General features: G+C 35.7%; 10 protein-coding genes. 6 read left to right on the top strand and 4 right to left on the bottom strand.

Features of this window, described 5'->3' with window-relative positions:
• Nucleotides 1-102: 102 nt before the first annotated feature.
• Nucleotides 103-867: a TatD family hydrolase gene (locus PLA12_03430; GenBank protein HOQ31545.1), complete on the bottom strand. Its 765-nt coding sequence runs from the start codon at nucleotides 865-867 to the stop codon at nucleotides 103-105.
• A 111-nt stretch (nucleotides 868-978) separates the two neighbouring features.
• Here PLA12_03430 and PLA12_03425 point away from each other — a divergent pair, with 111 nt between their 5' ends.
• From PLA12_03425 to PLA12_03405, 5 genes are all read left to right on the top strand, one after another.
• Nucleotides 979-2,943 (top strand): hypothetical protein, encoded by a 1,965-nt coding sequence (locus PLA12_03425; GenBank protein HOQ31544.1) that lies wholly within the window; start codon nucleotides 979-981, stop codon nucleotides 2,941-2,943.
• Nucleotides 2,944-2,958: 15 nt separating this feature from the next.
• Nucleotides 2,959-3,729 carry an MBL fold metallo-hydrolase gene (locus PLA12_03420; GenBank protein ID HOQ31543.1) on the top strand — a complete coding sequence of 257 codons (771 nt, stop codon included), beginning with the start codon at nucleotides 2,959-2,961 and terminating at the stop codon, nucleotides 3,727-3,729.
• Entirely contained in the window at nucleotides 3,681-5,027 is a 1,347-nt protein-coding gene (locus PLA12_03415; GenBank protein ID HOQ31542.1) for a helix-turn-helix domain-containing protein, read from the top strand. Before PLA12_03420 ends, PLA12_03415 begins: the two co-directional genes overlap by 49 nt.
• Nucleotides 5,028-5,127: 100 nt before the next feature.
• A complete protein-coding gene (locus PLA12_03410) occupies nucleotides 5,128-6,894 on the top strand; it encodes a hypothetical protein (protein HOQ31541.1) in 1,767 nt (588 codons plus the stop codon).
• A gap of 130 nt (nucleotides 6,895-7,024) precedes the next feature.
• Nucleotides 7,025-8,566, top strand: coding sequence for a radical SAM protein (locus tag PLA12_03405; protein HOQ31540.1), 1,542 nt, complete (start codon nucleotides 7,025-7,027; stop codon nucleotides 8,564-8,566).
• Between the two features lie 8 nt (nucleotides 8,567-8,574).
• Here the strand turns inward: PLA12_03405 and truA are convergent, their stop codons facing one another.
• From truA to PLA12_03390, 3 genes are read right to left on the bottom strand one after another with little or no spacing between them, the layout of a single operon-like run.
• On the bottom strand, nucleotides 8,575-9,345 hold the full coding sequence (gene truA, locus PLA12_03400) for a tRNA pseudouridine(38-40) synthase TruA (GenBank protein HOQ31539.1): 771 nt from the start codon (nucleotides 9,343-9,345) through the stop codon (nucleotides 8,575-8,577).
• 17 nt (nucleotides 9,346-9,362) lie between these two features.
• A complete protein-coding gene (locus PLA12_03395; protein ID HOQ31538.1) occupies nucleotides 9,363-11,627 on the bottom strand; it encodes a hypothetical protein in 2,265 nt (754 codons plus the stop codon).
• A 29-nt stretch (nucleotides 11,628-11,656) separates the two neighbouring features.
• The gene (locus PLA12_03390) at nucleotides 11,657-12,610 is read right to left on the bottom strand and encodes a glycosyltransferase family 2 protein (GenBank protein HOQ31537.1); all 954 of its coding nucleotides are present in this window, start codon (nucleotides 12,608-12,610) and stop codon (nucleotides 11,657-11,659) included.
• A gap of 168 nt (nucleotides 12,611-12,778) precedes the next feature.
• Here PLA12_03390 and PLA12_03385 point away from each other — a divergent pair, with 168 nt between their 5' ends.
• Nucleotides 12,779-13,666 (top strand): TIM barrel protein, encoded by an 888-nt coding sequence (locus PLA12_03385; protein ID HOQ31536.1) that lies wholly within the window; start codon nucleotides 12,779-12,781, stop codon nucleotides 13,664-13,666.
• Nucleotides 13,667-13,695: the final 29 nt, after the last annotated feature.

The raw sequence follows: 13,695 nt of genomic DNA, 5'->3' as shown, positions 1-13,695 counted from the left end.
AAAACAAAAAAATAATAAAAAATATAAGTTATTATATTGCAATAATTTATGTATTTTTAATTTTTTTTATAGTATTTTTTTTGTTTTTATTGTTAAATTTTTTTATAAATTAAAAACTTTTTTTGCGTTTTTTGTGGTATTTTTTGCTATTTCTGATTCTGAAATTTTTAGGTATTCGGCAAGTGCAGTAAGCACAAGAGTAATATTAGAGGGGACATTACGCATACCTGATTGACCTGCTGGCGGAATATCCGGGCTATCTGTTTCAACTAATAAGTAATCGGGATAAATTTGATTTAAAATTTTTTGTCTTTTTGAACTATACCTGTATGTGATACCACAACCTAAAGAGAAAAAAATTCTATGGGGAATTAATTGTTCAACTATTTCAGGGCTCCCTTTGAATGCATGAATAATTCCTCCTCGTTCTGGCATACCTATTTTATTTATGATTCCTGTAAGTTGGGAGAAAGCTCCTCGACAATGGATAACGACGGGGAGATTAATTTCTTTTGCAATTTCTAATTGACGGATAAAAAATTTTTCTTGCAATTCATAAGGGGGATTATCTATTTTCAAATCCAAACCGATTTCGCCGATGGCTACAATTTTATTTACCGAATCAGTTAGGAGACGATTTAAATTGTTAAAATAGTCCTCTTGGATATACCAGGGATGAATACCCCATGTGCATTCAATTTCAGGATATTGTTGGGAAAGCCATAGCGATTTTTCCCATTGTCCAGGACTTACAGAAGATGTAATTAGTTTTATAATCCCTGCCGATTTTGCATTTCTTACAACTTCTTCTAAATCATCACGAAATTCTTCTGCTTCTAAATGACAATGGACATCAATAATTTCCATTTATAATATCCCTCATTAGTATAATTTTATAGTTATTGTATTCATTATTAGTCTTCTATACATTTTAACAAGAATTTAATTTTATTTATAAAATTTAGGAATTTAATTCAAATGACAGATTCTAACCGAAAGTCTCAAACAGCAAAAATAATTGTAGAAAGTTCTGTCCCTGAAAATGAAAAGGATATTCCTGTTCCATGGGATTGGGCAGGTAAAGATAAATGGTGCTGGGGAATAGCCTCCTCTCCTGTTCGAAATAAATTACATCTTGAATATTTAAAGAATAAAGGATTAATGCCTGTTATTACGCCCTTTTTGGCACATCCTGAAACACGAAAACGATTTTATGAAGATAACAACAAAGAGGTCCCCCGAACGGAAGAATCTCTTAAGGGATATTTTGATGTTTTTGGAAGTAATTTTGTGTGGGAAGGTTTTACGGAAGAAGATTCTTCGGGAGTTGGTTTTTCAAGGAGTTTTCTTGAAAAACCTCCGCATTCTCATACGGAAGCTTTAAAACGATTTGAAAGTTTTTTGAAAGAAGGATTGGCCGAAGTTCAAAAATATGCTCCTGATATCCATAAATGGGGGAGATGTGGTTATGCAAGCAGTGCACATATCTATGCAAAACTGGGTTTGGAAGCAGTTTTATTAGAACGGACCAATGATGATATAGAAGATATACAAACCGGTATAGCATTTACCCGTGGTGCGGGGAAGCAATACAATTGTTCGTGGGGAATAGATTTTTCTCTGTGGTGGGGTGTTTTTTATGGATGTGTTCAGGATTTATCTACCTCTTTTCATCAAAGGAATTGGATGGTTTCCTATTTTTCGGGAGCCGATTATCTGGCAATTGAAGGTGGAGATTTGCTGTGTTATCCCGATGGAAGATTATCTCAATTGGGAAAAGATTTTGAACAATTTTCACGATGGATACAAAAGATACCGCGTGGAACTCCTGTTGTTCCCGTTGCTGTTATTCTTCCTTCAGACCATGGGTGGATTACCCCTCCTTATTGGGAGACACAACAGTTTGCATGGAATTATGCACGATTAAGAAGAAATCCGGGGGAAAGAGGGATTGATAGTTTTTTTACAACGATTTTTCCGGGAAGCAATTTTGTGATGGACCCATTTCCTTTCGGAAATTATGAGGATAATGACCCACCTGCAAGTCCGTTTGCTCTCTCATGTATTACTCCTCGTTATGCACCTTTGCCACAAAATGTTTTTTATAGTAAAGCATACATTCCATTTGGAAAGTTTAAGAATCGTAAAGAGGCAAACCAATTTTTAAGAGAAAATAATGTAGACCTTTCACCCTATCGGCCGATGGGGGTTAGTCGTTGGGGTGATATTTTTGATGTATTTACCGAAGAAGTTGGAGTAGATGTACTGAAATCATACAAGGTAGTAGTTATTTTAGGACCATTAGTATTGCATGAAGAGTTAAAACAAAAATTGATTGAATACCTTCGTGATGGTGGGACCGTGGTATGTTCCGCAGGGGTAATCAGACCGGAAGACCATGAATGGTGTGGAGTGCAAATGCTTCCAGAACTTCATACAGGTTATCGCTGGAAATGGCAAAAGGATGAGTGGAATAATGAGGCATTTCGTTTTATTCCCGCTAATGTAGATTCTAATTCAGAGGTAATAGCGTGGGCGAATCAAAATGCTCCTTTGATTGTTCATACACAACTGGGTAAGGGGAATTTGTATATAAGTCTTGCTCCATGGTTTGAAACGGGTTCTGGTGTATTGATGGGAGCTGTTGTTCATTTATTGGATTCTCTGTTTACAGGCCTTGTGCCGTTTATGATTTCGGGTCCTCCCTGCGAATGGTTACTTACAGAGGATGATGAATATCAAAAGATTGTTATCATAAATCATGCAGATTTTCTTTGGGAGGGTTCGATTAAATATAAAAATACGCATTTTGTAAGAAAAGAGGTCATTGAATTAGTTCAGGGAAATCAATATTTCTTTGATGAAGGTGGTAAAATAGATATTTCAATTCCACCATTTACAACAAAGGTTTTCCAGTTTAAAAAAGATAAAATTAGGATATAAGAGGATTGTATTTATATGTTAAGTTTTTCTGTATTGGGAAGTGGTAGTTCTGGAAACGCTACTTTTATACAGGGTGCACGCGCATCCATTTTATTGGATTGTGGATTTAGTCTACCCCAGATAAAAAAGAGGCTGGAAACTATAGAACGAACCGTTGAGGATATTGAAGCCATTTTTATTACCCATGAACATGCTGACCATATATGTGGCTTGAAGAGATTGGTTAGTATTTATGATATACCTATTTTTATGACGCGGGGTACCTACAACGCTTTGCGGGAAATTATCAATGATAACAGAAATATTGAACTTTTTGAGTCCGGGGATAGCGTAAATATCGGGGAATTTCATGTCCAGTCGTTTTCGGTAACACACGATGCGAACGACCCGGTAAATTATGTCGTATCCAATAATTATGCAAAACTTGGTTTTGCTACGGATTGTGGTTATCCCTCGAAATTAATTGTAAATAGATTGAAGGGTTGCCATGGCCTAATAATTGAATCCAATTATTGTCCGGATATGCTAATGAACGGAATATATCCTGCTCACATAAAACAGCGAATACAGAGTAGGTTTGGGCATTTGTCCAATCAACAAATGTTAGAGTTACTTTCTTGGGTTATTGATGATACCCTTCGAGTACTTGTTTTGGCTCATATAAGTGAGAATAACAATCATTATGAATTGGTAGAACGGTTGGTTCGTCAATCTATTGGGGAGAGGGATATTCAGTTATGGATAAGCAAACAGAAGAATCCCACACCATTAATAAAATTGATTTAGAAATTCTCAAGAAGCGACTTTTAAATGTAGATTTTGTTTCGCTTTATCAGCGCATTTCTAATATTCTTCGTTCAGCGGTTGCGGTTCATATTTGGTCGCTGAATACTGCTCAGAATTTTTTAGTCTGGTCGGATAGAGAATTTGCTTTATGTCCTTTTGTATTGTCTGTGGAGGTAGGTGGTAAAAAATGTTTTATAGACAGATATAGATGTGCAGAACAAGCAACTATTTTAGAAATTCCTTTGTTTTATAAATGTCATATTGGTTTTAGTTGCGGTTCCATTCATTTAATAAGTCACCATCATTATAGTGTCGTTTTAACGGTTGGTCCTTTTCATATCGAAGAAAAGGAGGATGTTTTATATTTTAATGTGATTAATAACCTGAAAGAATTAAAATTGAATATCCCTGAGAATGAAATGGAATCCTTGAAATTTCTTCCATATCATTCTATAGATTCTGTAAAAGAAGTGATGTTCTGGATGAAGGAGAGTTTTCAATTTCATTGGAATCGTTTATTTCCAGAAGGGACTGGTAAACAAACAGAAATTGATGATAAGAAATATCGCGTAAAAGAGAGGGAAGAAGATGTCAAAGATATAAACCAATATATTGAAAATTTTGATAAAGTAAGAAAACAAATGCTCCTTATCGCACTTCAGATGGAAAATAAACAATTCGCAGAATTTGTTTTGAGAGGGAAAGGAGAAGAACTAAATATTCAGAGAAAAAATTTGGCGAAAGCAAAGTTTTCATTGTATACATGGGTGATGAATATTTTAAGTTCATTTTTATTAGAAGGTTCGGAAAATAATCCTATAAATAAACACAAACTTTTTTTTATGAAAGATAAATTGTTTCTTGAAGACAAAACTTTGAGAGTTTTTATAAAGAAGCTGATAAGGGATATTTTTGCTTTCGTAACAAATAATTTTAAGAAGGAAAATCAAAAAGAAAGATTTGCTAAATTTTATTCTGTTCTTGAGAAAAAACTTATATCGAATTGTTCCTTACTATCTATTGCGGAAGAAATGCAGATGGAGCCTTCCGCATTAAGTCACTGGATTAAGAGAAATATCGGGATAAATTATGATGAATTATTAAACTATATTCAGGTAGAAAAGATAGCAGAATTTTTACGGAATACAGATAAAAGTCTATCGGAAATAGGTAATTGTGTTGGTATTAGGTATGGCTCATTAGTGTCAGAAAAATTTAAAAAAACGACGGGATTTAGCCCTATAGAATATAAGGTTTATTTTGGGAGTAAAGGGAGAAGTCGTAGAAAAGAATTATAATTTGTGGTTGATTGAAACCTTTTATATCATATATGCTGTCCAATATGTATCCATTATGTAAATTCAATATAACAAAAATGTTAATGATAAGGAAAAGTTTATGAAAGTTAAAGTTATGAGAAAAGTATTATTAAGTTTCTGTGCCATTTTATTGGTAAGTGTATTATTTATGCTTAATGGTTGCGGTGGACCTGCGGAACAAACACCACCACCGAAACCTCCCGAACCTAAAGAGTTGACATTACCACCAGCGGAAGGAGGTATTCCGACAACCTCTTTATTAAAACTAACACCTGAAAATGCTCAATTAAGCATTGTATTACCCTCATTAGCGGATGGATTAGATAAAATTGTTCAGACAGCAAAACGCTTCTATTCCGCTGATGAAGTGGATTCCTTCCTACAAAATCAAATCAGGCAATTAGCCAGTTTTGCAGATGTCCCAGAAGCAAAGAATTTAATAGAGGTAGCGGAAGCAAGAGGATTTGATATAACCAAACCTATAGGTGCCTTTGCTGATTTTAAGCCCTCCTTGGATAGTTTGAAGGCTTTATTAACTCCTCCAGAGGGAGAAACAGCAGATAAAAAGGTGGATATACAAAAGATAGACTGGACTCAAGTAAAACAGCCGAATTGGTCAGTTATGTTAGGAGTGAAGGACAAAGAAAAGGTTGAAACATCTCTAAAAGAGTTGGTTGTTGAAATTCCTGAAATTAATGCAACTGCACCTCAGGAAGTAATTGTAGACGGTGCAAAAATAATGGATTATGGCGTTTATGCCTATTTTATCGGAGGGGGCTATGTAACATTAGGTTCCTCTTCTATGGTAAAAGGTGTTGCCAGTCGGTTTAATTCTCCTTATGCTATTCGCTATGGTGTAGATATTCCATCGGCACCTTATCCAGAAGGTGTTGCTCTTGTAAAAGATGAGGAATTAATTCCTATGTTAAACCAACTTATGCCTGCATTGGTTCAATCTTCTCCGTATGCTTTATTAGGACAATTGAAAACAACTTCATGGACAGAAATGTTGCCTGAAGGTCAAGACCCCGTATATGTTTGTTTCTCCTTAAATCCAAATGAAAAATTAGAAGTTCGGACCCTGATGGATTTAGCCAAACGCCCCAAGTCTACAAGTATTTTAGGAGAGGCAAAACCGATGGAATTGCCCAAGATATTGCCTGATAATACGCAAGCCACTTTGTTATTGCAATTTACTAATGAGTATAAGACATACCTGAATCAATCAGCACTTCCGGAAGTGAAAAAAGCATTGGGCGATAAAAAAGAAGTAGCTCAGGGACTTCAATATGGAGCTTCTGCTATGGGATTATTAGGAAATGAAATGGGTGTGGCTATTACATCAGCAATGGGTGATTTCCCTGCTTTAATCGTGATTATACAGGCTTCAAATGTGGAACAAGTAAAAGGTTTATTAGATATGCTCGTTCCTTCCATGTCGGATGAAAGTTATCGGGATATCCCATTGAAAAAATTAGCGGTCCCTTCGCCGATACCGATTACTATGGTTATGGTAGAGGATAAAGTTATCGCCAGCAATAATGTAGATGTCTTAAAGAAAATGATAGATATGGTTCTTGATAAACAAACCTCCAATTATATGGCTGGTTTAAAACCTCCATTAGACCCTGCAATCCCAAGATATAACCTTATCTCGGTTCAAAGTAAACTATTGTTAGACACAATATTCCCATTGATGAGTATTATGGGACAGGATTTAGGTGGTGCTCAAAGGGATGTGGAGAAGGTCCTGTCAGAAATTCAAGAATTGCGAATAATGAATGAAAAGAAGGGTAATTTGTTGGAAGGACAGGTTACTGCCTATTTTGTCCCGAAAGCAAGTTAAAGATTTGTAGTTAATACCTTTAATAAAACTATTAGCCGTAGCAGAAAAAAATCTGTTATGGCTATGTTTTAAAAGTATATGCTATAATTACATAGATTTCTTTAATTAATTCTTTTGTAAGAAAATCAGCATGCGTGTTTTATTATTATCACTACAGAAAAATTTAAATATATTAGGACTGAAACTCCTCCACCAGATTTTATTGGAAAATGGTTATGAATCGGGGCTCTTATATATAAATCGTTTCCAACCCGATAATCATCCAATGCTGGAAGCATTAAAAGGCTTTATTCAAGAATATAACCCAGCATGGATAGGCATTAGTTTAACTGCTTCTGAATTCAGTTCAGCAAGGGATGTTACTATTTATTTGAAACAGAATTTCGATATCCCAATTATTTGGGGTGGTGTTCAACCCACAGCAGACCCTATTCGTTGCACAAAATATGCCGACTTTGTATGTGTGGGAGAAGCAGAGAAAACAGTGATTGATATATGCAATGCCCTTAAGGAGGGAAAATCATTAAAAACTGTCAATAATATGGCATGGATGGAAGATGGTAAGGTAATACAAAATCCATTAAATCCTTTAATACAGGATTTAAATCAACTACCTTATATCCCTCGATTGGCAAAAAGTGCCTACATCCTTTTTAAAGATAAAGTTCATGTTTTAGACCGAAAATTGTATATGAAGTATAGTGCCTTTCGAGGAGGTATTTATCGTCTTGTAAGTTCTCGAGGTTGTCCTTTCCGTTGTAGCTATTGCTTAAATTCATTTTTTGGTAAATTATATCCCGATTGGTCATTACGAGGGGCTTCACCAGAACATATCATTAATGAAATCTGTGCAGGTGTTTCTGAAGATTTACCGTTATTATTTATTTCAATGCAGGATGATAATCTTTTTGCTCAAAAGAAAGAGACTATAGAAAAATTGTTTAATTTATATAAGGAGAAAGTAAACAAACCGTTTATTATTTTAACTACTCCGAACTTTATTACCGAAGATAAGTTAAAATTGGCTGTAGATGCGGGCTTATCTGCAATCCATATAGGATTGCAAAGTGGCTGTGAACGAGTTAGCCATGAGATATATAATCGTAAGATAAAAAAAGAACAATTTTTAAATATTACAAAAATAGTGAATAAATATCCTATAGTCCCTTATTACGATATTATCTGTGATAATCCTTATGAAACCGAAGAGGATGAATTAGAAACTGTACGGACATTGGCAAAAATCCCCAAGCCTTATTTCTTCCTGTTATTTTCCCTAACTCTTTATGAGGGGACAGATTTACGCGAACGAGTTAAGAGGGAAATGCCTGAATTTTTGCATGATGATACGAAAAAAGACTTTTTAATTATCTCTCCAACAAAAATAAATCTTTTAAAACATCCTGCTACTATTTATCCTTCTGGAATAATAGAATTTCTTATTAAACAATACCAGAAAAATCCCGATGGCTATTCTACTCATATCTTATTTCATTTCTTCAAATATATAGGGTTCTTTTTAATAAAACCTGTTCTTTTATTATGGATACTTTTAAAGTTTAATCATTACTCTGTATTCCGTTTCATTAAAAGCTTACCCCGCTTCATTGACTTCAGAGTTGTTAATCTCTTTAATTTCTTCCATACCAGCTATGATACCACCGTAGAGTGATTTTTTTATCAGTATTTTATTTCAACAAGGGTAAGACCGTGAGGAGGGGCACAGAGACCATTAAATTTTTTATTTTCGTAAAGACATTTGTAGAGAAATTCTTTTGGAAACCTGCCTCTTGCAATTTCTATAAGTGTTCCAATGATATTTCGTATCATGTGATAAAGAAAACCATTCCCAACAAATTCAATGTGCCATAAGTTAGCTGAATTGATGGATGTTATTACACCTCCTTCTTTTAATTCCACAGAATAAAGGGTACGGACGGTTGTCTGCATTTGACTACCAGTACTCTGGAAACCAGCAAAATCGTGAGTTCCGATTAATTCTGGTAATAATTCACGGAGCAGGACTAAATCAATCTTATAAGGGACATGCCATGCATATTTTATAGTAAAAGGACTGGGTTCTTTAGATAACTCAAATGTGTAGCAATATTTTTTCCATTTCACATCACGGCATACATCAAATTCTAATGGTACCTCTTCGATTTCCATAACTTTAGCGTGGGGTGCGAGAAGTTGAGATACTGCATGGCGTAATCTTGTTGGTATGTTTCCTTCATAATAGAAAGTAAAAGTTTGTCCTAATGCATGCACTCCTGCATCTGTTCGAGAAGCTCCCTGAACATGAATTTCCTTCCTCATTATTAAGGAAAGATTTTTTTGCAGTTCTCCTTGAACCGTCTTTTTATCCGGTTGGTATTGCCATCCGTGAAAAAACTCTCCATCGTAACAGATAATACCCTTATATTGCTTTTTTATTATGGCTTTTTCCATAGAGACTGTTTAGATTTTCATTTGGATATTTGAGGTATCCAGTTATTTAAAAGTTCTTCACAATTGAGCGATTTTAGCACTAAGTCGAGTGGAACGAAGAAGTAATGATTGGTCGCTTCAAAGCCAAATCGGCTGTCCGCAATCTGTATATTATATTCTCTTATTGCCAATTCCTTTTCTCTCTGGATAATTTGTTTTAACTCTTCGATGATTTGTTTTTTTCTATCATCAGAAACATTGTTATTTGTAAGTTCATTACGAAGGAGAACAAAACGGGCTTGATTGGCCGTGCTTTCGTAATGAAGCGCACAAACCTCTATAACTCGACATTCCTGCTCAACATTTTTCTTATACTTTGGGTTATCTATATTAATATTTCCCATTTCCGTTTTTATCATTTCAAGCGAGTTCATAAATCCACGGGATACTTTTTCCATTTGATTTGCAAAAATCTCCGGGGGAAATACACCGCACCAATTTTTTACATCGTCATAAGGGAACCCTGTCATAGTAGCGATGTATCCTGTTGGTTTGACCCACAAAGGATTGGAGGGACCTACATGAACAGGACTCTGATAAACAACAATGATATGAAATGGATATTCCTTGAACGCCTGCGTAATTTGTTTCCATACTTTAACCATTATAGGTGCTAATGCTTTTCCGAAGCGTTTTTCTGCAGTCTGCAATAGTGCAGTTTCTTTGTCATATTCTGGATTGTCCATTAGCAAATTAAATACCTGCATATTTGGAGAAGGGTAACCCCCTAATGTCCAACCGAGCATACAACCATTCAGATGCTTCTCACGGAGATTTATTGCATGAGTAGCAACATTATCGAGGACAGGAATGTATGGCACTGAACCCAATTCCCATGTTGTTCCTATTTGTAGTTTAGCAAAGATAGGATGTCCGTATTTTTGAGCCATTTCCCAGTGCCGTGAAGCACGGGGACCCGGTCCGGGTTCTGTCAGACTATACTCTCCGATGGCTGAATGGATACCTCCACGAGTAAGAGGGATATCCCATTCACTAACGCTCATAATGGCTGTTTTAGGAGGAAGATTTGAGACAATTCCTTCTACCCATTCATCTTTCCAACCCCAATCCCATGCTATAAGTCTGCATGACGAATTTGCTGCCTCAATTCCTGATTGGATAATCTGATGAACTTCCGCAATAACCTCTGAAGGGTTTCGTTTTGAGCAACGCGGACAATTTTCTCCATGGTGATGAGACCAGCAATTGGTAAGATTTTCAGAAGCACTGATAGTAAAGAATCCCCCTAAATCGGGGACCTTTTCACAAATTGTTTTAATAGCATTTTTTATATAATTCTGCACATCAGGATGAGATGTGCAAAGAGCAGAAAAATCTCCTTCATTGACCCCTTTTAACTCAGGAAATTTTTCATAAAAAGAATTAGGCATAGCCCGTGGTTCATTTAAGTATAAATATACTTTCATCCCTTCTTTTTTCAGGTCTTCGGAAAATTTTCTTAAATTTTCCAATCTTTGTTCCCATCCTTTACTTATTTCTATGTCCCACGGAAAAGGAGTTAATAGGTAAAGAACAGATTGTAACCATACTCCGTTTACACCATTTGCTCGTAATTTTTGTATGTATCCTTTAGGATAGGATTCTTCAAGATTTGCAAAAGGGTCTCCATATTTTAAGAAATAAGAAGAACAATAACGAGGGATTTCTTTGTTTGAGCCTTCAATTTTCTGATGATTATTAATATCCGACAATTCTTCTATAAAATGGAAAGGTTTTTCCCCCCAACATTGTATCCCTTCCGGAAGAAGTTTTTTTACCATATTGCCGATTTGTTTTTCATACGCAATAGTTTCTTCATCAGGTTCTTGAAAGGTCAAAGAGGGACACTGGGGTTTGAAGTTTCCCAATTTAATAAAGAGGAAATCGTCTTCGCGTAGTGTATAAGCCAGTTGTTGGGTATCCCATTTTAACAATTTTATAATTTGCTCATAAGGGAGAAGATGCCAATTCCTGCGTATGATGGTGCAATGCAATCGTTCCATTTCTTCTTCTGTTACCGGATAAGGTTTGGGTAAACCCATTCGTGTTCCAATAGCGAGAATGTCTTCTTCTTTCGCTCCTATTGTATCTGCTATTCGTGAAATAGGGACGACAGACCAATTAAGCCAGATGTAGGCATGTAAACGGTCCTTGAAAAATGCTGATGGAACAGGTTCTTTATCTATTGGGGCAGGCAATTCCCATGAACCTAAAGTAAATAGCAATAAAGTTAAATATATCATCTTAACTCTCCTGTATTTGAAGTATATGGTTAATCTTTTGGATTTAAATTACTATTTTTTGTGGAGAGAACACATTCAATAATAGAAAAGTCTTGTTTCATAGCAAATTCTCTGCGGAGTATTTCTGCAATTAAACCAGTTCCAATGGTTAAAAATCCAATACCTACAAAAACAGAACCGACCGTTCCTAAAAATACATAGTGAAGTTGTTCCCCATCTAAGTAAAAACCTGATAAACCGCCCAATAAACATAATATCCCTAATCCAATAGCCATTAATCCGCGTTTGGTGAAAAAATAGGAAGGTGACTGGCTATGTCTCGATAAAAACCAGACGGTGTATACATCTACAGCCCCGAAGAAAAAGCGACTGAAACCAAATTTAGATTTTCCATATTTTCTCGGGTGGTGTTCCACCGGAATTTCTGTTACTTTAAACCCCAATTCTGATGCAGATATGGCAATTAATCGATGCATTTCTCCATATAAAGGAATATAGGGAACTACCTCTTTTCGAAACGCTTTGAAGCCGGTATTAATATCATGTAGGTTTACATGAAATAGATATCGAATAATGGCATTGTATATTTTTGATGGAAATGTCTTATGCCAGGGGTCAAGTCGTCGTTTTTTCCATCCACATACAACATCATAGCCCTCTTGCATTTTTTCAATCATTCGGGGTATTTCTTTGGGGTCATCCTGTAAGTCCGCATCCATCATAATAATAATGTCCCCATCGGCTTCATGGAAACCAGCAGATAAAGCACGACTTTTCCCGAAATTCCTGCGGAATTTTATAATTTTTACCTGAGGATGTTCCGATTGAACTTTTAACATAGATTGAAAAGTTGAATCGGTGCTTCCATCATCAATAAGAATAATTTGCACATCATGAGGGGATGTATGCTCAATAATACCCTCAACTAAGGGCTTTATGGTCATTTCCTCGTTATATGCAGGGATTACAAATGATAATTTCATTCCGTTTTAAATCCTTTAGTTGAAGGACTGTTACATAATAAATACATAGTTATTTTATAATCCATACTGTAAACTCGATAATAAAATTTTATTCATAGTATAATCAAATAAAAGAATTTGTATTGTAAAAGATTGTAAAAGCAAGATAACCGGATAAGGAGTAGAAATATGAAAAGAAGAAGTTTTTTTATTACCTGTGCAAGCACTATAGTAAGTGGTGCATTTTTTGCAAGTAAAAAAGGATATGGAGCAATTCCTGATGATAAGCCTTTTTCCAAAGTTAAGTTAAGAATGTCTGCCCCATTGGACTGGTTTCCGGGACGGAAACCTGAAGAAAAATTAGAAGCAGTTGCAAGTTGGGGGTTGCCTGCCTACGAATGGCTTAATCCCAAAGGTGATTTTAAGGCAATTCGTAGTAAAGCAGATGCACTGGGATTGGAGTTGAGTTGTATTGTAGGTGTAGGAGCCATAGCACCCAGACAGATGGTAGATGAAACAGACCATGACCGCCTTGAAAAGCAATTCCGTGAAAGAATTGAAGTAGCCAAGCAATTGAATTGTAAGCGATTAATTGGATTGACAGGCAATGAACGCAATGATGTTTCTCGAGATGTGCAGAAGGAAAATGTAATTAAATGCCTGAAAAGATTAGCCCCTATTGCAGAGGATAATCAGGTATCTATTGTCGTCGAAGCTTTAAATCCACTGGTTGACCATCGTGGGTATTTTTTGTGTAGAACAGATGATACAATGGAAATCCTTAAAGAAGTAAACAGTCCGAATGTTAAGATGTTGTTTGATATATATCATCAACAGATAACAGAAGGGAATGTTATTCGGAACTTAACAGAAAATATAAGTCGCATAGGACATTTTCATGTGGCGGATAATCCGGGGAGAAAAGAACCTGGAACGGGAGAGTTAAATTACCACAATATTTTTAAAGCCATTGCCCAAACCGACTACAAAGGTTTTGTGGCTCTGGAATGTGGACATTCTACCGATAATTATGAAGATACATTAAGGGCTACCTTGTCCTGTCTTGAAGGTATTTAATTGCAACTGAAATCCATTTTGAAAGATAG

The organism is Candidatus Hydrogenedens sp., from assembly GCA_035378955.1.
Taxonomy (GTDB): Bacteria; Hydrogenedentota; Hydrogenedentia; order Hydrogenedentales; family Hydrogenedentaceae; genus Hydrogenedens.
Note: the sequence above shows the minus strand (reverse complement) of the source record. Positions and strands in the feature narration are given on the sequence as shown.